Below are 20,780 nucleotides of genomic sequence, written 5' to 3'. Positions count from 1 at the left end.
CACCACAGAGATCGCTGCCGTAGATAGTCCTTCATCCGTCAAGCCGAGGCGAAAAGCGCGATCCTCGAAGCCGATGATCGAGCGGTATCGCTGGTACGAAATCCTGGGCCTTTATGCCGGTATTGCGCTGTTTCTGTTCTTTGTGCTTGCGCCCTTTATCGAAGGGTTCCTGGTGTCGCTCAAGCCGCTGAGCCAGCTCTTTTCGACACCTTACAGCTTCATTCCCCGCAACGGCTCGTTCGACGCCTATTTTACCATGTGGAGTACGGTTGAAGGGCTTGGCCGCTATATCTTCAATTCACTCTTTATCTCCGCCGTCGTCACTTTGGCGGTGATCGTCATCGTCGTCCCCGCTGCCTATGCCTTTGCCCGTTTCAGCTTTGCCGGGGCCGGGGCCATGCTGGGCGGGTTTCTGGCGGTCAACATGTTCTCGGGCGCGGTGCTGCTGATCCCGCTTTATCGGCTGCTGCGTTCGTTCGGCCTGCTCAATTCCTATTGGGCCATGATCGTGCCCGGCATCGCCTTTCTCATTCCTTCCTCCATCTGGCTCTTGCGCACCTATATGCTGCGTATCCCGCGCGAACTCGATGAGGCGGCCTGGGTCGATGGCGCATCGCGCCTTTACACCCTGCGCCGGATCATTCTGCCGCTCGCCATGCCGGGCATTGTCGTCGTCGCCATCATGACCTTTATCGGGGCTTACGCGCAGCAGTTCATTTTTGCCCTGACCTTCAATTCGCGACAGGAATTCATGCCGTTGCCGGTGGGGCTGTTCGCTTTTTTCGGCCGCCAGGAAGTGCTTTGGAACGAGCTGATGGCCGCTTCTTTCGCCGGCATCCTGCCGGTGATGGTCGTTATCGTGTTCCTGCAGCGCTACCTGGTCGCAGGTCTTACTGCTGGGGCCATCAAGCAATAGGGAGCGCGGCCCCTCAAGCCTCGCGAAACAAGGGAGACTAAGACGTGACAACCAAATCCAAGTTCCTGCTCGCCTCCTTGGCGGCGCTGGCCGGCACGACCGGTCTTGCCACCGCCGCCTATGCCGAGCCAATCAGCTTCATCCTTTGCGGCGACGAGATCTTCCCGTCTCAGCAGCGCGCGATTGACGACTGGGGTACGGCCAATCCCGATAACCCAATCGAAGTCCAGCTGGTCGGCTGGGCCCAGTGCCAGGATCGCGCTACCCAGCTGGCGATTGCCGGTGATCCGGTGGGTCTTGCCTATGTCGGCTCGCGTACGGTCAAGCAATATGCCCTCAATGACCTCATCGTTGAAGTGCCGATGAGCGAGGAGGAGCGCGCGGCCTACTATAACTACGTTCCCGAGACGGTGACCTTCCAGGGCACGCAGTGGGGCGTGCCGGTCGCCTTCTCGACCAAGGCGCTCTATTGGAACAAGGACCTTTTCGAGGCAGCCGGGCTGGACCCCGATGTGGCGCCCACCACCTGGGAAGAAAAGATCGCTTTCGCCAAGCAGATCACTGAAAACACCGATGCTGCCGGCTATGGCGTGGTCGCCAAGACCATGGACAACACCATGCACCAGTTCCTGCACTGGGTGTATTCCAACAACGGCATGATCATCGACGAGAACGACAATATCGTCATGGATAGCCCCGAAGTGCTCGAAGCGCTGACCGCACTGCGCGATATCGTGCCCTATGGCGAAGAAGGCCCGACGGCTTACGAACAGAACGAAGTGCGCGCCATCTGGCTCGACGGTGGCGTTGCCATGATCGAGGCCATGGCCAGCGCCGGCGTGCGCGCCGATGAAGCCGGCATGAACTGGGGCGTCGCTCCGCTTCCGCAGGGCCCGAGCGCCCAGGGCCAGGGCACGCTCCTGATCACCGACTCCCTCGTCGTGTTCAAGGGCACGGGTTATGAGGACAAGGCCATCGAATTTGCCAAGTTCCTCACTCAGCCCGAATATCAGTGGCCCTATGAGCAGGAAAACGGGCTGACCCCGCTTCGTCCATCCCCCGAAGTCGAAACCTTTGTTTCGGAAAATCCGGAATGGGCGCCGCTGATCGATTCCATCGAATTCGGTGGTCCTGAGCCGCTCTTTACCGACTATCTGGGCTTCCAGAACGTCATGATCGAAATGGTCCAGTCCGTTGTCACAGGGGCTGCCGAGCCTGCAGACGCCCTGACCCGGGCGGCTGGCGAACTCGAGCAGTACAAGTAAGTCTCTCAAGACCATTTGCCGTCGCCCGAGCCCTTGGGCGGCGGCTTTCCCCGAATGCATCGCCCGGAGACGCGCACCATGTCGCAACTGAGCCTCAAGCGCCTCGAAAAGAGCTTCAACGAAGCGCGTATCATCAAGGGCATCGACCTCGATGTTTCCGAGGGCGAGTTCGTGGTTTTCGTCGGCCCTTCGGGCTGTGGCAAGTCGACCCTTTTGCGCATGATTGCCGGGCTCGAAGAGGTGAGCGAGGGCGAAATCGAGATCGGCGGCAAGGTCGTCAACGATCTGCCCCCGGTTCAGCGCGGCATTGCCATGGTATTCCAGTCCTATGCGCTCTACCCGCATATGACGGTTTACGAGAATATCGCCTTTCCCCTACGCGTCGAGAAGCTGGGGCAGGCCGAAGTCGACAAGCGCGTGGGCGCTGCCGCCAAGGTGCTGCAGCTTGAAAGCCGTTTGCAGCATCGCCCCGGCCAGCTTTCCGGCGGCCAGCGCCAGCGCGTTGCCATCGGCCGCGCCATCGTGCGCCAACCCAAAATCTTCCTGTTCGACGAGCCGCTGTCCAATCTCGACGCTGCGCTCCGCTCGGAAATGCGTATCGAACTGATGGAACTCCACAAGCGGCTGGGCTCCACCATGATCTATGTGACCCACGACCAGATCGAAGCCATGACCATGGCCGACAAGATCGTGGTGCTCAACGCCGGCGAGATCGCTCAGGTGGGCTCGCCGCTCGAGCTCTATCACAAGCCGGACAATCTCTTTGTCGCCGGTTTTATCGGCAGCCCGAAGATGAACTTCATCAATGGCAAGGTGCGCAGCGCCGACGGGGCGACGGTGACTGTCGATCTCGGCGCCTTGGGCACGCTCGCCCTGCCGCGGGCCAGCACCGCTGTCGCGGGTCAGGATGTCACGATCGGCATTCGCCCCGAACATATGCGGCTCGATGGCGGCGAGTTCAGTCTCGAGATCACCCCGACCATAGTCGAGCATCTGGGCATTCACACCATTGCCTACGCCATCCTGCCGGGTGGGGAGAACTTCATCGGTCTCTTTGAAGGCAATCCGACCATCGAGGATGCCAAGCCGCTCCGCATCGGCTTCAGCATCGCCGATGCGCACCTCTTCGATGCCAAGGGCCTGGCCGTTTAGTGATCCGCCGCGGGGAGGCCGCCCAATGCTCGATATCGTCGGCCTCTTGCAGACCGAAAAGAGCGGCTTTACCCGGTCCGAAAGGGCGCTGACGGACATTGTTCTGGCTGACGTCGATTCCGTTCTCAAGATGAGCATCGTCGATCTGGCGGGCGAAGCCAGCGTTTCCCCGCCCACGGTAACGCGGTTTTGCCGGCGACTGGGTTGCGATTCCTATGCCGATTTCAAGGTGCGGCTCGCCCAGTCGCGCTTTGTCGGGCAGCGCTATGTTTCGCCAGCCGTAGGCCCCTCTTCGGTACACGAGATCGCCCAGAGCGTCGTCAACGGCATTCAGTCGGTCATCTACGAAACTTTCGAGCAGCTTGATTTCGACGCCGTCGAGCGGGCGGCTGCGAGCATTGCCAGCTCAAGCTTCGTGCTGTCCTTCGGCTCGGGCGGAGCCTCCTCGATGATGGCCGGCGAGATCGAAACCCGTCTCTTCCGCCTCGGCCTCAAGGTCGCTTCGAGCGAGGATCATCAGTTGCAACTGATGCGTGTCGCGGCCGCTCCTGCCGGCACCGTGATCGTGGCGTTCTCGCTCTCGGGCAATAATGCACAATTGGCCAAGACCCTGGCGGTGGCGGGGGAATATGGGCTGACGCGGATCGTTGCGACGCGTTCGGCCTCGATGGTCTCGGCAGAGGCGGACATTCTCCTGCCCGTCAACTGGCACGAGAATGCCGATATCTTGCGGCCGACCCCGGGTCGCTATGCCTTTCTGGCAACGATCGACGTCTTGGCCCAGACCGTGGCGACAAGGCTCGGGCCACAGGCGGTTGCGAGCATGCGCCGGATCAAGCACCAGCTTGTCGTCGATCGCGATGGCGACGATGGGCAGCCGCTGGGGGACTAGTGATGGCATACCCAATCTTTTCGAGCCCATCATCACCCGGCTTACTCGGGTGATGCAAGCACCCTCTCCGTAAGCGCTGATCGATGGATTGCCCGGACAAGCCGGGCAATGACGGAGATCGAGATATCTATCAGGCCCAATTTATAGGTTTTCCCATGACCGCCAGTTTTTCCCTCGTCACGACCTGGACGCCCGCGACTGACCACGAGCCGCTTGGCTATGGACTGGAACTGACCAATATCGGGGACGAGCCGGTCAGCGGTTTCCAGCTCGGTTTTTCAGGTCCCGCCAGGGTCGATCCGCATGCGACGCTGGAGAATGGCAAACTCGTCAAGCGGCTCTCCAATCATACGCTGGTGGCTCCACCCGATGGCTTCGTGCTGCAGCCGGGGGATACCTGGACGGCCACGGCCCGCGGTCTCTCCTATGGCTTGAGACATTGGAGCGATGGGGCAAATTCGGCCTATGTCGTTCTTGCGGATGGGCAGGTCGTCACCATTCCGACCAAGCCGACACAAGGCAAGGGCCATAACTCACCGCTCCTCAAAGGCGCGGCAAAATTTCCTGTGCCCACCAAAGCGCCCGTCGCCCACTCGATCATCCCCTGGCCTAAATCGGTAGCGACAACGGGTGGACGGATCGCTCCGGCGGGGCTCGACCTCCAGCCGCAAGGAGAAGCGGCCAATCGCGCTGCGGCGGCCTTTGCGGGCCTCGTCCACGATCTCTTTCCCGTGGAGGCGCTGGTGCGGCCTGCTTCGGAAGCGGGCATGCCGGTCCATGTGACGGAAAAGGTCGGGCTGGGCGCCGAAGCCTATGAACTGAGCTTTGGAGAAAACAGCGCAACCGTTGCTGCCAGCACCCGGCAAGGAATGCTCTATGGTCTTGTAACCATAGGTCAAATTCTACGCGGGGCCCGGCAGTATCCGCATGTGTTCACCTTTCCCACGGGCGGCACGATCACCGACAAGCCCGGCTTCGGCTTCCGTGGGTGCCACCTCGACGTGGCGCGGCAATTCTACACCGGCGCCGAGGTGGGACAGTTCATCAAGATCATGGCGTGGAACAAGATGAACAAGTTCCACTGGCACCTGACCGAAGACGAGGCCTGGCGCATCGAGATCGCAGCCTATCCCGAGCTGACCGAAATCGGCGCCTGGCGCGGACACGGCAAGGCGCTGCCCCCGCTCCTGGGGTCCGGCCCGCAGCCGACGGGCGGGTATTATTCAAAGCCTGTGATCCGTCAGATCGTTGCCCTCGCCGACAGCCTCGGCATTGCAGTTATTCCCGAAGTCGACATGCCCGGTCACTTCTATGCCGCGCTCCAAGCGCTGCCCCAGTTGCGCGATCCCGACGAGAAGGGCGAATATCAGTCGGTGCAAGGCTTTCCGAACAACAGTTTAAATCCGGCGCATGAGCCCGTGTACACGTTCGTCGAGACTGTCATCGACGAAGTGCTCGAAATGTTCCCCGCGGGCGTTTTCCATCTCGGCGCCGACGAGGTGCCGCTGGCGGCCTGGTCGGGATCGCCCCTGGCGCTCGACATGCTCGAACGGCTTGCCGGCCCAGCGATGCGCGACAAACATACCAAGCAATTCAACGTCTTGGGCAATCATCACGGCGCCGATGAAATCGAGGGATCGCCCACTGCGATCCTTCAGGCCGAGTTCATCAAGCGTGTGCATGGATATATCGCTTCCAAGGGCGCGATCACCGGCGGCTGGGAAGAAGCAGCCCATGGCGATGCGGTGGACAAGGACAAGTCCTATGTCATCGGCTGGCGCAATGTCGAGATCAATGCAGCGCTTGCCGAGCGCGGTTTCGACATCGTCGTCTCGCCCGGACAGCGCTACTACCTTGATATGGCTAATGGAATTTCCTGGGCCGAGCCCGGTGCCGGATGGGCTGGATGGTCGGGTCCGCAGGAAACCTATGAATTCGAGGCGCGCGAGGGGTTTTCGGAGCAGGGGCTGAAGCATCTGCTGGGGGTGCAAAGCTGCATCTGGAGCGAGTCGATGACCGATCGCGCGATCTTCGATCGCCTTGTTTTCCCAAGACTTTCCGCAGTTGCGGAGGCCGGCTGGACCCTGCCGGAACGCAAGAGCTGGGAGCGGTTCAAGGCTCTGGTCGGGCTGATGCCGATCATGTACGGGCACTGGGCGGCGGAGTGATTTACCGCAAAAAGCGGCACTGAACGTGCCGCTTTGGTTGTGGTTCTGCTAGCATCCGGGGCACGCGAAGGGCTGGCGAAACCAGTTCCGGTTAGCGCGGCGCAGTATGCGCCACACAGCGCCTAGTTCTAGGGGTTTTCCACCATGGGCCAGATGTCTTTGCGCGCCTTCCGATAGTCGGTTTCGGCGGGGCGATTGGGATAGGGCTTGCCGGCCGAGCAGTAGATGATCTGGGCGGCGATGCGGGAGAATGAATCGTAGAAGTGGTTGGTGGATTTGATCAGCAGGATCTTGCGCTCTTTCGGATCGATGCCGAGAGCCGAGTAGAGGCTGGGATCAAAACTCTGGGCTCGGGTTGAGTTGAGAATGACGTCGATGCCGTCGAACGCGATCCAGGCCGCGTCTCCGAACGGGGCATAGCTTTCCCCGAACCGCATCTGGGCATCGCGCACGAGGCGCCTGACCGTGACGCGCTTGTCGATCGGCTGGCCGGTATGGGGAGCCGACTTGGCGCCGAAGCGCAGCTGGATCTCAGCGCCTTCGCCGGCGGCAAAGCAGATCTGGACCGCGATGGGGTCCCAGATCGTGCCCACCGCAACATCGGTGGCGTTGCGGGCCATGAGTTCGGCAAGCAGAACAGTGGCATCGCCGGCCGTGCCGCCGCCCGGATTGTCCCAGACATCGGCGATGACGACGGGAAATGCGGTGGCAGCGAGCGCGGTCGCAACAGCGGTCTGTTCATCGACCTGCTCGGCCATGAAGGTGCCGCGCATGGCAAAGAGCTCGCGCCCGAGCCTTTCGGCCAGGGCCGATCCCAAATCGGGATCGTTGTCGGTGACGGCAAGCACCTTGGTTCCCATTTCGGGCACGTCGCCGGCCATGAAACCGTGAACGACGGAAAGCGACAAAAGGCGCGGTTCGGTTTGTTCGAGGCTCTTCAGCTTGTCGACAAAGCCGCGCATGGGCTGGCGCGAGGTGGGAAAGACATCGATCATGCGGCAATCAAAGATCGACATGACCGGCCTGATCTCACCCTTGAGCGTGCGCACCGCAAGTTCCCAGAGATCGCGCGCCCGGTCGACGAAGTCGGTATGGGGAAATTCCTTGAAATAAACGAAGAAATCAGCCGCCCCAGCGCGCTGGGCGGTAAGGTGGCTATGTGGATCGAGTTCGGCGCAAACCAGAATATCGGGTCCGACGATGGCGCGTATGCGGGTGAGGATATCGCCTTCGCAATCGTCGTAGCCCTGGGCAACCATGGCGCCGTGAAGACCAAGCACCACCGCATCGACCGGCATGGCAGCGCGCAACTGATCGAGAATGGCGTCGCGCAGCTCTTCATAGGTGGCGCGGGCGACAAGCCCGGCCGGATCGGCCCATGAGGCGCTGCCTTCGATCAAGGTCCAGCCTTCGCGCTCGCAAATCTCGCGGCCCACGGTGATGGGCGCGGTACACAGGGTCGGCGTCGCCGGATGCTGGCCAGGACCGGCATGGAGCGATGCCTCGAAAGCCCGCTTGTCGACGGCAATGGGCGAAAAGGTGTTGGTTTCGGTGGCAAGGGCAGCGGTGAAAATGCGCACGTGAAGCCTCCGGCGAATGGATGGCAGCTGGCTCTGGATGGGCCGGTCCGGTCTCAAGCCTAGCACAGCGACTTCGCCGTCTCACGTAAGAAATTTACATTTATTGGGTCCTCTGGAGCATTTTAAGGATCTCTGGGCGGGCCTGTTTGGACTAAAAAAGAAAGAGAATTACATTTTGTGACCGGGAGAGCCTTATGCCCATCAAACGTTTCGGCGCTGAAAAGTCGGGTGCCGGCGGCCAGAACCTGCCGTTTGCGCGCGCCGTGGAAGCCGGCGGCTGGCTCTATGTGTCTGGCCAGGTGCCGATGAAGGATGGCGAGATCGTCAAGGGATCGATCGTCGAAGAAACGCACCTGACCATCCAGAACGTCCTCGCCATTCTCGAAGAGGCTGGATACGGGCTCGAACATGTGGTGCGTGTGGGCGTGTGGCTCGACGATCCGCGTGACTTCTGGAGTTTCAACGGGGTCTATAAGAGCTATTTTGGCGAGCATCCCCCGGCGCGGGCCTGCGTGCAGAGCCGCATGATGGTCGATTGCAAGGTCGAGATCGATTGCGTGGCGTATAAGGGGCCGTGAGGGCTTGGTACTTGCTGCACCCCCACCTAGCCTCCCCCTCCAGAAGGGGGAGGGATCTGCCGGTGGCTCTCAGATTTTGAGGCAAGGCCGATCTTTTCCTCTCCTGGAGGGTGTACGCAACTTCTCTCAACGCCGTCATTGCCGGGCTTGTCCCGGCAATCCAGCTCCCCGACGCATCCAGCCTGTGGATGCATGGACCACCGGGACGAGCCCGGTGGTGACGGTGAAGGATTTATTGCGCAAACATGGGGCGTGCGTTTGAGGGCTTTGCTTTTCCTCTGCGCCCCATTGGTGAGCGCTGCCTGGACAAGGAGCTGATATGACAACCTCTCCCTTTCGCCTCGATGGCAAGACGGTGCTTGTTACCGGCGCCGGTGGTGGGATCGGGCGCGCCTTGGTCGAGGTGTTTTGCGCGGCGGGGGCTAGTATCGTGGGCGCGGATCGGGATGCGGGGTTGCTCGAGGGGCTCGCTTTGGCACGGACCCTGGTGTTCGATCAGGCCGATATGGGCGGGACGCGGGCGGCGGTTGCTGCAGATATCGCGGCGAACGGCGTCTATGATGCGGTTGTCGCCAATGTCGGTTTTACCCGGGCCGAGCATCTGGGCATGGTGGACGATGACGTCTGGGCGAGCGAAATTGCCGTCAATCTCAATGGTGCCTATGCGCTGACCGATCCAATCGTTGCAGCGATGGCCGAGCATAGGGGCGGTGCCCTCGTGTTCGTATCCTCGGTCAATGCGATCAGCCACTATGGCAATCCGGCCTATGCGGCGGCCAAGGCGGGCCTTGTCGCCTATTCCAAGGCTATTGCCGTCGAACGTGGCGGGGCAGGGATACGGTCCAATGTCGTGGCGCCGGGTTCGGTCAGGACCCCAGCCTGGGACCATCGCCTTGCTGCCGATCCGCATCTGCTTGATGCCGTCCTGCCCCATTATCCGCTGGGACGCCTGGTCAGTCCGACGGAGGTGGCCCATGCCGCGCTGTTTTTGTGTTCAGACGCCGCTTCGGGCATAACCGGGACGCTGTTGCCGGTCGATGCCGGACTGACGGCGGGTAATCTGCGATTTGTCGATGAGGTCTTGAGGGGCAAATGACGGCGTTTAAGCAACTCGACACACCCCTTGTTTTGATCGATCTCGATAAGGTCGAGAGCAACCTCAAGGCTGCCCAGGATGCGGCGGATCGAGCCGGCATTGCCTTGCGCCCCCATATCAAGACCCACAAATTGCCTCGCTTCGCCCATCGCCAGGTGGCGCTGGGGGCCGTCGGTATCACGGTGCAAAAGCTGGGCGAGGCCGAGGTGATGGCCGATGCCGGGCTCGATGATCTCCTGCTGACATTCAATATCGTGGGTGAAAAGAAGCGCGCGCGCCTCAAGGCGCTGCATGACCGGGTGACGATAAGGGTCGTTGCCGACAGCGCCGAGACGGTGGCGGGATTGGCCGAGACTTTTGCTGACCCGCACCGCCCGCTGGGTGTCTTTGTCGAATGCGATACGGGCATGGGGCGCTGTGGCGTGCAATCGGGGAACGAGGCGCTGGCCCTGGCGCGATTGATCGGGACTGCGCCCGGCCTCGCCTTTGCCGGGCTCATGACCTATCCGGCAGCCAAAAAATATCGGGAGGCGGCCAAATGGCTTTCCGATGCCAAGGCTCTTTTCGATCAAGCCAGCATACCGGTTCCCGTGATCACGACCGGCGGCACGCCCGATATCTGGCACATGAGCGAAGCGGGCATTGCGACCGAATACCGGCCGGGGACCTATATTTATATGGACCGCTCGCAGGTGGCAGCGGGCGCTGCGACGTTCGAGCAATGCGCGCTGACCGTGCTGGCGACAGTGGTGTCGCGGCCGACCGAGGGGCGGGCGATCATCGATGCGGGATCCAAGACGCTGACCAGCGATCTTCTTGGGCTTGAGGGGTATGGTCATGTGCTCGATTATCCCGAAGCAAAGATCGTGGGCCTCAGCGAGGAGCATGGCACGCTCGATGTTTCGGGGTGTCGCGACAAGCCGAAAGTGGGTGACGTGGTGCGCATCGTGCCCAATCACTGCTGCCCGGTGAGCAATCTTTTCGACACGGTGACGCTGGTGCGCGGGGATGAGGTGGTCGAGGTGGTCGAGGTGGCAGCCAGAGGGCGGGTGGATTGAGCAAAAGTTAGGTGTTTGTTCAGATGCCCCTCACCCTAACCCTCTCCCCGAAGGGGCGAGGGGATCGGGCTGGCGGTTGTAGATGAAGCGAGCCCAAACGCGATGCAATGCCCTCGCCCCTTCGGGGAGAGGGTTAGGGTGAGGGGTCTTGCATGAACGAAGTTGATAGCCTCCCCCGCACCTTCTTCGATCGGCCTGTGCTCGAGGTGGCGCCCGAACTGATCGGGGCGACGCTCCTGGTTGACGGGGTTGGCGGTGAGATTGTAGAGGTCGAGGCCTATGACGAGACCGATCCGGCGTCGCACAGTTTTCGGGGGCCGACGCTGCGCAATGCGGCCATGTTTGGGCCGGCGGGGCACGCCTATGTCTATAAGATTTACGGCATTCACTTTTGTCTCAATTTCGTCTGTCAGCCAGGGAGTGCCGTGCTGATCCGGGCCTTGCGACCGCTTGCGGGGGTCGAGGTCATGCATGGGCGCCGCGGCGGTGTCGTCGACAAACAGCTCTGCTCGGGGCCGGGGAAGCTGGCGGCAGCGCTCGGGGTGGATCTGGGGCTTGATAGATTGGCGCTTGATGAGGCTCCGTTTGCCATCCTGCCGCGGCAAGGGACGCCGGAGGTGGCGACGGGGCTGCGGATCGGATTGACCAAGGGTGTCGAGACGCCCTGGCGGTTTGTGGCGAAAGGGTCGGGCTATCTGAGCAAGCCGCTCAAGAGCCCCTCACCCTGACTCTCTCTCCAGAGGGGCGAGGGGACGATGGGCGATGTTTCTGGAAATCAACTAAAATTCTGTGATCGCCTGGATGCAACTCCTTCCGGGGCACGCCGTTGGCATGGCGCGAAGGGTTTTGGCGCGCGTCAACCGGACGCGGTGGTACGAGGAACGGGCATGGTTTTTCCGGTTTCCCGGCCCGGCCAACGAAACGGCAGCCGAGCCTCTGTCCCACCCGCGCCGACCCTTCGCTCCTTTGACCGTTTGGAGGTTTTCATGCCCCAAGGCGATAAATCCGCATATACCGACAAGCAGAAGCGCAAGGCTGCAGCGATCGAAGAGAGCTACGAAAACAAGGGCGTCAACAAGGACGAGGCCGAGCGCCGGGCCTGGGCTACGGTCAACAAGGATGATGGTGGCGGCAAGAAATCGGGTTCCGGTCGCGGCAAGGACACCGGACACCCCGCTTCTCACAAGGGCGGGGAAAAGGGTGGCAAAGCTTCGGCAAGCCGATCAGCAGCGGATCGTTCGGCTTCTGCCAAAAAGGCGGCCGCTACGCGCAAGCGCAATGCCGAGCATAGCGCACATCATTAGGTGATTGTGACGTGAGGCATGTTGCACGTCCGGGCGGCGCGTGATTCAAGACCTCTGTGCAAGCGCTCGATTCCTACGACCTGTTTTCGCCCCATCGCGCCGAACGGCTGACGCCGCGCGATGTGTTGCGCGAGATTTTCGGCCATCGTGAATTTCGCGGTCAACAGGGCGAGGTGATCGACCAACTGGTCGAGGGTGGGGATGCCGTAGTCCTGTTCCCCACGGGCGCGGGCAAATCCATGTGCTATCAGATCCCGGCTATCTGCCGCTCCGGGGTCGGGATTGTCGTCTCGCCGCTGATCGCGCTGATGCGGGATCAGGTCGAGGCGCTGAAGCAAGCCGGCGTGGCCGCAGCGGCGCTCAATTCGTCGCTATCGCCCGAGGAAGCCAGTCAGGTTCGCCGGCAATTGCGGGCCGGAGAGCTCGATCTGCTTTATGTGGCGCCCGAACGCGTGGCGACGCCGGGTTTCGCCAACATGCTCTCGGGCGTCGAAATCGCGCTGTTTGCGATCGACGAGGCCCATTGCGTGAGCCAGTGGGGCCACGATTTCCGGCCCGAATATCGCGAGCTCATCAATCTCGTCGAACTTTTCCCAGGCGTGCCGCGCATCGCCCTGACGGCAACCGCGGACCCGACGACGCGCGAGGACATCATCGAGCGATTGGGGCTCGAACAGGCCAGGGTTTTTACGACCAGCTTCGACCGGCCCAATATTTCCTACTCCATCGTCGAGCGGGACAAGGCGCGCGAGCAATTGCTCGATTTTCTGGGCAGTCATAAAGGCGAAAGCGGCATCGTTTACTGCCTCTCCCGCGCCAAGGTCGAGGACATTGCCGATTATCTTGTCGGAAAAGGCATTCGCGCGCTGCCCTACCATGCCGGCATGCCGGCAGAAATGCGCAGCGCCAATCAGGATGCGTTTCTCAAGGACGAGGGGCTGTGCCTCGTTGCAACCGTCGCCTTTGGCATGGGGATCGACAAGCCGGACGTGCGCTATGTGGCGCATATGGATCTGCCCGCCTCCATCGAAGCCTATTATCAGGAAACCGGCCGCGCCGGACGCGACGGACAGCCGGCCGATGCCTGGATGAGCTATGGCATGGCCGATGTGGTGCAGCGCCGACGCATGATCGACGAGGGCGGGGCGCCCGACGAGGTCAAGCGGCTCGAGCATGGCAAGCTCAATGCGCTGCTCGGCGTCTGCGAAACCGCGGAATGCCGGCGCAAGGCGATCCTCAACCATTTTGGCGAGGCGCATGCCGGCCAGTGCGGCAATTGCGATACCTGCCGCTCGCCGGTTGAAAGCTGGGACGGCACCGAGGCGGCGATCAAGGCGCTGGCGGCGATCTATCGCACCGGGCAGCGGTTTGGCGCAGCGCATGTGATCGATGTCCTCGTGGGCAAGGAAACCGAAAAGGTTCAGCGCTTCGGGCATCAGAACCAGCCGGTGTTCGGGCAGGGCCAGGAGCTCGACGCCAAAGCCTGGCAATCGGTGCTGCGGCAATTGACGGCCATGGGGCTGATCGTGGTTGACCACGCCCATCATGGCGCGCTGACGCTGAGCCAGGGCGCGGGGGCTGTGTTCAAGAAAGAGCGCAGCGTCATCCTGCGCAAGGATCGGCCGAAAAAGGCAGTCGAGGTGCGCCGGCAGTTGGGCAAGGCGGTCGATATTCCCGAGCACGCGCGCGGGATTTTCGATGCGCTGCGCGCCGAGCGGCTCCGAATCGCCAAGAGCCAGGGCGTGCCTCCCTATGTGATCTTTCACGATGCGACGCTGCGCGCCATGGCGCTGGCCCGGCCGACCCATCCCCATGATATGCTGAACCTGCCGGGGGTAGGGCAGGGGAAGCTGGATCGCTATGGAGAGGCGTTTTTGGCGGTGGTGGTGGGGTATCGGGATTGAGCTGGCCTTCTCCCTCACCCGTCTCGGGCTTCGCCCGATCCACCCTCTCCCCGAGAGGGAGAGGAATAGGTTCAGCGATCTTGGTAGGCGCCTCTATTCTTCTCCCTCTCGGGGAGAAGGTGGCGCGCAGCGCCGGATGAGGGGGTAATTTGAGCCAAATCAAATCACCCCGCATCCCCGTCATCGACATTGCCCGTGGTGTCGCGATCCTCGCTATGGCGGGGTATCATCTCTGCTGGGACCTTTGGTATTATGGTCTCATAAGAGCGGACGTGGGGTTTGATCCCCGCTGGATTTTCTTTGCCCGCACGATCCTGGCGAGTTTTCTGTTTCTGGTGGGTGTGGGGGTCGTTCTGGGGCATGGCCGAGGCGTGCGCTGGGCCGGATTCTGGCGGCGCTGGGGCTTTGCCTTTGGCGGCGCACTGCTGATTACGCTTGGAACCTGGATCGCCTTTCCCGAGAGCTTCGTTTATTTCGGCGTGCTTCATGCCATTGCGCTCTTCATGCTGCTGGCGCTGCCGTTTCTGTTCGTCCCGATCGCGGCTGTGGGGCTCGTGGCCCTCGCATTCATCCTGCCGCCTTTCTTCTTTTCCGACCCGCTTTTCAACGAAAAGCTCTTTTCCCCTATCGGCTTCTGGGTCACCCCGCCGATCACCAATGATCTGGTGCCGATCTTTCCCTGGTTCGGGGTTGTGCTGATCGGTGTGCTGGCGACAAGGCTGGCAGAGACAGCGCTCCTGCCGCGCCTCGCGATCATTCAACCAAAGGGGCGGGTGGCAAAGATTTTTGGGTGGCTCGGGCGGTGGAGCCTGCCGTTTTATCTTGTCCATCAGCCGGTTCTCTTGGCGCTCGTCGTGCCGCTTTCCATGCTGCTCGGTTCACAGAATGCGCTGCGCGAGGAGGATTTCATGGCCTCCTGCCAGGCGACCTGCGAGAGCGGGGGAACCGAGGCAGCGCTCTGCACCACCTATTGCCAGTGCGGCATGGCGGGGCTCGATCGGGAAGATCTCTGGGACGCGGTTTATTCCGGCGTTCTGAATGAGGACGAGCAGGACCGGCTCGACAAGAACAACCGGCAATGTTCGGCGGTCATCTATCCGGAATTGCTGGAGCAGCCGTAAGGCCCGCTCACCCCTCACAGGCAAAGGTATATGCACAGCGCTGCGGCGTTGCGGTCGTGGGTGACTTTGCTGGCATGCCCCCTTGCCCAAAGCCGGCTGGTTCGCGCGGCAAGGCTCGGTCATTTTCCGCTCATGTCGCCCCTGATCCTTGTTCTTCTTGCCGCCGTTACCTTTTGCACCTCGGTTCTCTCGGGGATTTTCGGCATGGCTGGCGGCATGATCCTTCTGGCCGCACTGATGGCGCTGCTGCCGGTCGCGACAGCCATCGCGGTTCAGGGTGTCATCCAGCTGATCGCCAATGGGTCGCGGGCGCTGTTTTCGCGCGCGTTTATCGACTGGCGCATCCTGGGCACCATTTTTCTCGGGCTTCTTGCCGCCGCGGCGCTGCTGTTCACTGTCCGCTACACGCCCGACTTTGTTACGGTCTGCATTGCCGTGGGGCTGATGCCCATTCTGGTCTGGATTCCCAAACACTGGCTGGCGCTCGATGCCAGCAAGCCGCTCCACGGGTTTTTCTGCGGCTTTTTTGGCTCGGGGCTCAACCTGGCGGTGGGGGTTGCAGGGCCGACCATCGATATCTTCTTTATCCGCACCCCCATGGATCGGCGCACCGTGATCGCCACCAAAGCGGCGGCGCAGGTGCTCTCGCATGGCGCCAAGATCGTGTTTTATGGCGCCATGGCTTCGGCCATGGCGCCGGGGGATTGGGTGATCGCGCTGATCGCAGCGCCTTTCGCCATTTTGGGCACCAATGTCGGCTATCGCATCCTGCAGCGCCTCACGGACGAGAATTTCCGCAAGTGGACGCGCTGGATCGTCACCGCGATCGGGCTGTTCTACCTCTTGCGGGGGCTCTTGGCGCTGGCCGCGTAATCTCGGGCATGGCTTCGCTGGTTGAGGACTGTCGAGCCGCTTACGCACAAGCAATTGGCGTGAGAGGAGATGATGGGTTTTGACCTCGCGCGATCCACCGATATGGTGGCGGCGGGGAAACGACATGGCACCATTCGACAGCGTCACCGCGCGCCTTATCCTGCTTCTGGCCGAAACCGGCTCCATCGGCCGTGCGGCCGAGCGTGAGGGCATCGCGTCTTCCGCCGTCAGCCGGCGGGTTTCCGATCTCGAGGCGCGGCTCGGCGTCGTGCTGTTCGATCGCTCGGCCCAGGGGGTCAGGCTGACCCCGGCCGGCGAGGCCTATGCCGAAGGCTGCCGCACGGTATTGCGCTCGATCGCCGATCTCGACGCGCTGATGGCCGAGTTCGGATCGGGGCAGCGCGGAAGCCTCCGCCTGGCCTGCACGAGCTCGGCCCTGACCGGGCGGCTGCCCGAGCTTCTGGCGCGTTATGCGCAGAAATTTCCCGGCATAGAAATCGCCATTGCCGAAATGGGCGCGGCCAAGGCGCTGCTGGCGCTCGACGAGGGACGCGGCGATGTGGCGATCGTGTCCGACAATTACGATTTCAACCGCTTCGAGATCCGCCCTTTCGAGGACGAGCGGGTCTGGGTTCTCGTTCCGCCCGATCATCCGCTGGCTCAGGCGATCGAGCCGCGCAAGGCGCTGTCCTTCGATGCCGTCGTGCCCCATGCCATGGTGGGAGTGCACCATGCCGGATCGCTCGATCGCCTCTTGTCGGAAGCGGCGGTCAAGCTCGGCCATCCCATGGTCGAGACCCTGCGGGTCGAAAGCTTTCCTGCCCTGGTGCGCATGGTCGAGGCCGGATTCGGGATTGGTTTCCTGCGCTCGACGAGCCTGCATCTTCTGGCGGGAACGGATCTGGTCTGTGCGCCTCTGTCCGAACCCTGGGCCATGCGGCAGCTTCTCGTCGCGCGGCGGAAATCGAGCCCGCAATCAGCCGCAACCCGCAGTTTTATCGCCTTGTGCGCCGAGACTTACGCGCCCTCGGCCTGAGGGGAAAATAGCCTGAGAAAATGCGTCACGTTTTTCTTTGACTCCGCCGGAAGCGGACTTTAGGAAATCCGATAAGCGCCGTCAGGTTTTCGGCGCGACCCTTGACGCAACCAATTGGATCGCTCCCGTGAAGACGATTTTCCGTTCCGTAACCCTTGCTGCCGCTGTTTTTGCCGGCGCTGCCGCCTTTTCGCCGGCTCTTCTGGCCCAGGAAAAGGCAGTCGCGCATGTTCAGGGCGAGACCACCCTGCCGGGCGTGCCTGCCAAGGTGCTGGTGCAGGATTGGGCCGTGTTCGACGATCTGAGCGCGCTCGGCGTCAGCGTTGCCGGCGTGCCCTCTTCCAATGCGCCAGCATATCTTGCGGATCAGATCCCGGCCGACGCGATCCAGATCGGTTCGCTCTTCGAGCCCGATTTCGAAAGCATTGCCGCTGCGGAAGCCGATGTCTATTTCATCGCCTCCCGCTCGCGCGAAGCCTTCGGCACCGCCAAGGATATCCTGCCCACGATCGACCTGACCGTGGACAATGGCAGCATCCTCGAAGGCGTCGAAAAGAACATGACGACGCTTGGCGAAATCTTCGGTCTCGAAGACAAGGCCAGCGAACTCAATGCCGCGCTCGATGCCAAGGTGGCTGAAGTCGCCGCCGCCGCCGAGGGCAAGGGCAATGCGCTCGTGATCGTGACCAATGCCGGCAAGCTCGGCGTTTATGGTCCGGATTCGCGCGTGTCCTGGGTTTATAACGAGATCGGCATGCCCTCCGCGCTCGAGGGCGTGCGCGATGGCGACCATGGCGGCGATGCCGTGTCGTTCGAATTCCTCCTTGAAGTGAACCCCGACTGGGTCTTCGTGGTGGATCGCGATGCCGGGACCGGTGAAAATGCCGGCGCTGCCGCAGCCCTGCTCGACAACGAACTCTTCAACCAGACCACGGCCGCTCAGGAAGGGCAGATCGTCTATCTCGACCCGCAGGCCTCCTATATCACCATGCATGGCTATCAGGGCGTGATGCTGCTGCTCGACCAGGTGCTCGAAGGCCTCAACGGCTAAACCGGCCCGCTCCCAATTCGAACCCGGCCGCTCACGGTGGCCGGGTTCTCGTTTTTCCCCAATCCAGGTCGCAGCCCCGTGCGAACACTGATTCTAGCCGCCATCGCCACGCTGGTCCTTGCCACCATCAGCCTCTTTATCGGGGTGAGCGATGTTTCCCTCCCAGCCCTTCTGAGCGGCACGGCCGATCCGCGCGCCGTCGAAGTCTTCTTTATCAGCCGCGTGCCGCGCACGCTTGCGGTGATCCTGGCCGGTTCGGCGCTCGCCATTTCCGGCCTCGTCATGCAGATCATCGTGCGCAACCGCTTTGTCGAACCCTCCACCTCGGGGACAATGGAGTCGGCTGCACTGGGATTTTTGGTTGTCACCATTTTCGCGCCCGGCTGGCCGCTGATGGCCAAGATGGTGGTTTCAGCGCTGTTTGCGCTCGGCGGCACGGCGCTGTTTTTGCGCATTCTGCGCTATGTGCCGCTGCGCGACGTGCTGCTTGTGCCGCTGGTCGGCATCATGCTCGGCGGTGTGATTGGCGCGGTGACGACCTTTTTCGCCTACCGGTTCGAATTGATGGCCTCGCTGCTGGCCTGGGAAGTGGGAGACTTTTCCGGCGTATTGCGGGGGCGCTTCGAACTGCTCTGGTTCGGGCTGGCCGGAACGATCCTGGCCTATATCTCGGCCGACCGGCTGACGGTGGCCGGAATGGGCGAGGATTTCACCACCAATCTCGGGCTCAACTACAAGGCGGTGATGACGCTTGGGCTCGTGATCGTTTCGATCGTCAGCGCCGTAGTGCTGGTTTCGGTGGGCGCCATTCCGTTTCTCGGGCTCATCGTGCCCAATGTGGTCAGCCTTCTGATCGGAGACAATATGCGGCGCACTGTCCCTTGGGTCGCGATCGGCGGAGCCGCCTTCGTGCTCGCCTGCGATATCATCGGGCGGCTCGTGCGCTTTCCCTACGAGATCCCGATCAGCGTGGTCGTCGGAGTGATCGGCAGTTTCGTGTTCCTTTACATGCTCTTGCGCAGCAAGCGGGGAACGGCCAATGGCTGAGGCGATGGTTGCTCTGGAGCGCCGGGCCGGGCTGTCCCGGCAGGTGCTGGTTCTGCTGGTTCTGGGCGCGCTCGCGCTCGCCTCGATCGTCTTGTTCATGACGCTGGGGGCGCGGGGCAGCTGGAGCTTCATCCTGCCGTTTCGCGGCAAGAAACTTCTGGCGCTGATCCTTGTCGCCTATTCGATCGCGGTCTCAACCGTCCTGTTTCAGACGGTCGCCAACAACCGCATCCTGACGCCTTCGATCATGGGCTTTGACCAGCTCTACATCCTGATCCAGACCGCGGTCGCCTATTTCCTCGGCGCGCACATGCTGGCGCTGATGGACCCCAATATCGCCTTCGCCATCCAGCTCGTCCTGATGGTGGGGTTTTCGGGGCTGTTGTTTTACTGGCTCTTCGTGCGCAGCGAACGTAGCCTTTACCTGCTGATCCTAGTCGGGATCGTCTTAGGAATTTTTTTCCGCAGCCTCTCCAATTTCATGCAGCGCATGCTCGATCCCAATGCGTTCCAGGTATTGCAGGATACCCTTTTTGCCAGCTTCAACGATGTGGACACGACCCTTCTTGGGGTCTCCTATGCCATCGTGGCGCTGGCGTCGCTCGTGCTCTGGCGCATGTGGCACGTGCTCGACGTGCTCTCGCTCGGCCGGCCCACCGCGGTCAATCTGGGTGTCGACCACAAGCGGGCCGTGGTGATCCTGCTGGTCATCGTTTCGGTGCTGGTGTCGGTTTCGACTGCTCTTGTGGGTCCGCGCACCTTCTTCGGCCTTCTGGTTGCGACCCTCGGCTATCTCCTGATGGGCACCAGCAAGCATAGATGGGTGATCCCGGCGGCGGTGCTGATGGGGATCATCTGCCTTGTGGGCGGGCAGACGCTGCTCGAGCGGGTGTTCTCGTTCAACACGGCCCTTTCGATCATCATCGAATTTTTGGGCGGGCTCGTCTTCATCATCTTCGTCCTGCGTGGAGCTGCGCGATGATCATCACTTCCGAGGTCACCAAATCCTACGGCACAAGCTGCGTGGTCGACGGCGTGTCGCTGACCCTGCCCAAGGGCGGGGTCACCTCGATCATCGGGCCCAATGGGGCGGGCAAGTCGACACTTTTGTCCATGGTCAGCCGCCTGATGAGCATGGATCGCGGCACGGTGACGATCGATGGGCTCGATGTATCCAAAACATCGGGCGATGTCCTGGCGCGGCGGCTCTCGATCCTGCGCCAGGACAACCACATGACGGCGCGGCTGACGGTGGAGGATCTCGTCTCCTTCGGGCGCTATCCCTATACCAAGGGGCGGCTCAATGCCGATGACCGGGTCCATATCGCCAATGCCATCGGCTATCTCGACCTGACAGCGCTTTCAGGCCGGTTTCTCGACGAGCTTTCGGGTGGGCAGCGCCAGCGGGCCTTCGTTGCCATGGTTCTTTGCCAGGACACCGATTATGTGCTGCTCGACGAGCCGCTCAACAATCTCGACATGAAACATGCCATGGGCATGATGCGGCTCCTGCGCAAGGCGGCGGACGAGTTGGGCAAGACGGTCGTGCTGGTGCTGCACGACATCAATTTCGCCTCCTGGTATTCGGACCATATCGTGGCCATGAAGCATGGCAAGGTCGCCGCGCAAGGCCCGGCCAAGCAGATGATCCGGCCCGATGTGCTGTCCGGGATCTACGAAATGGACATCAAGGTCCACGAGATCGGCGGACAGCTGATCAGCGTCTACTACGGCTAGAG

The 20,780-nt window shown here is 61.8% G+C and carries 19 protein-coding genes; 18 read left to right on the top strand and 1 reads right to left on the bottom strand.

Annotation, left to right across the window (positions count from 1 at the left end; translation table 11 throughout):
• Positions 1–73: 73 nt before the first annotated feature.
• The 5 genes from BM364_RS16575 to BM364_RS16555 all read left to right on the top strand — a co-directional run bounded on the left by BM364_RS16575 (position 74) and on the right by BM364_RS16555 (position 6,393).
• The gene (locus tag BM364_RS16575; RefSeq protein ID WP_092426560.1) at positions 74–916 is read left to right on the top strand and encodes a carbohydrate ABC transporter permease; all 843 of its coding nucleotides are present in this window, start codon (positions 74–76) and stop codon (positions 914–916) included.
• A 44-nt stretch (positions 917–960) separates the two neighbouring features.
• Positions 961–2,181, top strand: coding sequence for an extracellular solute-binding protein (locus tag BM364_RS16570; RefSeq protein WP_092426558.1), 1,221 nt, complete (start codon positions 961–963; stop codon positions 2,179–2,181).
• A gap of 78 nt (positions 2,182–2,259) precedes the next feature.
• Positions 2,260–3,333 (top strand): ABC transporter ATP-binding protein, encoded by a 1,074-nt coding sequence (locus tag BM364_RS16565; RefSeq protein ID WP_092427214.1) that lies wholly within the window; start codon positions 2,260–2,262, stop codon positions 3,331–3,333.
• 25 nt (positions 3,334–3,358) lie between these two features.
• A complete protein-coding gene (locus BM364_RS16560; RefSeq protein WP_175528647.1) occupies positions 3,359–4,225 on the top strand; it encodes a MurR/RpiR family transcriptional regulator in 867 nt (288 codons plus the stop codon).
• 155 nt (positions 4,226–4,380) lie between these two features.
• Positions 4,381–6,393, top strand: a complete 2,013-nt coding sequence (locus BM364_RS16555; protein ID WP_092426554.1) for a beta-N-acetylhexosaminidase — start codon at positions 4,381–4,383, stop codon at positions 6,391–6,393.
• 128 nt (positions 6,394–6,521) lie between these two features.
• On the opposite strand, the gene BM364_RS16550 is transcribed toward BM364_RS16555, so the two are convergent.
• Entirely contained in the window at positions 6,522–7,973 is a 1,452-nt protein-coding gene (locus tag BM364_RS16550; protein WP_092426552.1) for a M81 family metallopeptidase, read from the bottom strand.
• A gap of 194 nt (positions 7,974–8,167) precedes the next feature.
• On the opposite strand from BM364_RS16550, the gene BM364_RS16545 reads away from it, so the two are divergent.
• The 13 genes from BM364_RS16545 (at position 8,168) to BM364_RS16485 (ending at position 20,778) form a co-directional block, all read left to right on the top strand.
• On the top strand, positions 8,168–8,551 hold the full coding sequence (locus BM364_RS16545) for a RidA family protein (protein ID WP_092426549.1): 384 nt from the start codon (positions 8,168–8,170) through the stop codon (positions 8,549–8,551).
• 319 nt (positions 8,552–8,870) lie between these two features.
• A complete protein-coding gene (locus tag BM364_RS16540; protein WP_092426547.1) occupies positions 8,871–9,647 on the top strand; it encodes an SDR family oxidoreductase in 777 nt (258 codons plus the stop codon).
• Positions 9,644–10,705: a D-TA family PLP-dependent enzyme gene (locus tag BM364_RS16535; protein ID WP_092426545.1), complete on the top strand. Its 1,062-nt coding sequence runs from the start codon at positions 9,644–9,646 to the stop codon at positions 10,703–10,705. Before BM364_RS16540 ends, BM364_RS16535 begins: the two co-directional genes overlap by 4 nt.
• 152 nt (positions 10,706–10,857) lie before the next feature.
• Positions 10,858–11,433, top strand: a complete 576-nt coding sequence (locus BM364_RS16530; protein WP_092426543.1) for a DNA-3-methyladenine glycosylase — start codon at positions 10,858–10,860, stop codon at positions 11,431–11,433.
• 258 nt (positions 11,434–11,691) lie between these two features.
• On the top strand, positions 11,692–12,009 hold the full coding sequence (locus BM364_RS16525) for a plasmid stabilization protein (RefSeq protein WP_092427211.1): 318 nt from the start codon (positions 11,692–11,694) through the stop codon (positions 12,007–12,009).
• A 56-nt stretch (positions 12,010–12,065) separates the two neighbouring features.
• A complete protein-coding gene (gene recQ, locus BM364_RS16520) occupies positions 12,066–13,913 on the top strand; it encodes a DNA helicase RecQ (protein ID WP_092426541.1) in 1,848 nt (615 codons plus the stop codon).
• A gap of 149 nt (positions 13,914–14,062) precedes the next feature.
• On the top strand, positions 14,063–15,034 hold the full coding sequence (locus BM364_RS16515) for an acetyltransferase domain-containing protein (RefSeq protein ID WP_139232616.1): 972 nt from the start codon (positions 14,063–14,065) through the stop codon (positions 15,032–15,034).
• Between the two features lie 132 nt (positions 15,035–15,166).
• The gene (locus tag BM364_RS16510; protein ID WP_092426537.1) at positions 15,167–15,907 is read left to right on the top strand and encodes a sulfite exporter TauE/SafE family protein; all 741 of its coding nucleotides are present in this window, start codon (positions 15,167–15,169) and stop codon (positions 15,905–15,907) included.
• Between the two features lie 124 nt (positions 15,908–16,031).
• Positions 16,032–16,943: a LysR family transcriptional regulator gene (locus BM364_RS16505; RefSeq protein ID WP_092426535.1), complete on the top strand. Its 912-nt coding sequence runs from the start codon at positions 16,032–16,034 to the stop codon at positions 16,941–16,943.
• Positions 16,944–17,070: 127 nt separating this feature from the next.
• Positions 17,071–17,994, top strand: a complete 924-nt coding sequence (locus BM364_RS16500) for a siderophore ABC transporter substrate-binding protein (RefSeq protein ID WP_210186458.1) — start codon at positions 17,071–17,073, stop codon at positions 17,992–17,994.
• A 78-nt stretch (positions 17,995–18,072) separates the two neighbouring features.
• Positions 18,073–19,041 (top strand): ABC transporter permease, encoded by a 969-nt coding sequence (locus BM364_RS16495; RefSeq protein ID WP_092427205.1) that lies wholly within the window; start codon positions 18,073–18,075, stop codon positions 19,039–19,041.
• Positions 19,034–20,023 (top strand): iron chelate uptake ABC transporter family permease subunit, encoded by a 990-nt coding sequence (locus tag BM364_RS16490; RefSeq protein ID WP_092426533.1) that lies wholly within the window; start codon positions 19,034–19,036, stop codon positions 20,021–20,023. The genes BM364_RS16495 and BM364_RS16490 overlap by 8 nt, the downstream gene beginning before the upstream one ends.
• A complete protein-coding gene (locus BM364_RS16485; protein WP_092426531.1) occupies positions 20,020–20,778 on the top strand; it encodes an iron ABC transporter ATP-binding protein in 759 nt (252 codons plus the stop codon). Before BM364_RS16490 ends, BM364_RS16485 begins: the two co-directional genes overlap by 4 nt.
• Positions 20,779–20,780 lie beyond the last annotated feature (2 nt).

It is taken from the genome of Devosia crocina (assembly GCF_900116545.1).
Taxonomy (GTDB): Bacteria; Pseudomonadota; Alphaproteobacteria; order Rhizobiales; family Devosiaceae; genus Devosia; species Devosia crocina.
Note: the sequence above shows the minus strand (reverse complement) of the source record. Positions and strands in the feature narration are given on the sequence as shown.

Coding starts and splice junctions, on each gene's coding strand:
- BM364_RS16560 (WP_175528647.1), top strand. CDS start 3,359: ATGCTCGATATCGTCGGCCTCTTGCAGACCGAAAAGAGCGGCTTTACC.
- BM364_RS16530 (WP_092426543.1), top strand. CDS start 10,858: ATGAACGAAGTTGATAGCCTCCCCCGCACCTTCTTCGATCGGCCTGTG.
- BM364_RS16490 (WP_092426533.1), top strand. CDS start 19,034: ATGGCTGAGGCGATGGTTGCTCTGGAGCGCCGGGCCGGGCTGTCCCGG.
- BM364_RS16555 (WP_092426554.1), top strand. CDS start 4,381: ATGACCGCCAGTTTTTCCCTCGTCACGACCTGGACGCCCGCGACTGAC.
- BM364_RS16545 (WP_092426549.1), top strand. CDS start 8,168: ATGCCCATCAAACGTTTCGGCGCTGAAAAGTCGGGTGCCGGCGGCCAG.
- BM364_RS16575 (WP_092426560.1), top strand. CDS start 74: ATGATCGAGCGGTATCGCTGGTACGAAATCCTGGGCCTTTATGCCGGT.
- BM364_RS16525 (WP_092427211.1), top strand. CDS start 11,692: ATGCCCCAAGGCGATAAATCCGCATATACCGACAAGCAGAAGCGCAAG.
- BM364_RS16505 (WP_092426535.1), top strand. CDS start 16,032: ATGGCACCATTCGACAGCGTCACCGCGCGCCTTATCCTGCTTCTGGCC.
- BM364_RS16535 (WP_092426545.1), top strand. CDS start 9,644: ATGACGGCGTTTAAGCAACTCGACACACCCCTTGTTTTGATCGATCTC.
- BM364_RS16565 (WP_092427214.1), top strand. CDS start 2,260: ATGTCGCAACTGAGCCTCAAGCGCCTCGAAAAGAGCTTCAACGAAGCG.
- BM364_RS16485 (WP_092426531.1), top strand. CDS start 20,020: ATGATCATCACTTCCGAGGTCACCAAATCCTACGGCACAAGCTGCGTG.
- BM364_RS16540 (WP_092426547.1), top strand. CDS start 8,871: ATGACAACCTCTCCCTTTCGCCTCGATGGCAAGACGGTGCTTGTTACC.
- BM364_RS16510 (WP_092426537.1), top strand. CDS start 15,167: ATGTCGCCCCTGATCCTTGTTCTTCTTGCCGCCGTTACCTTTTGCACC.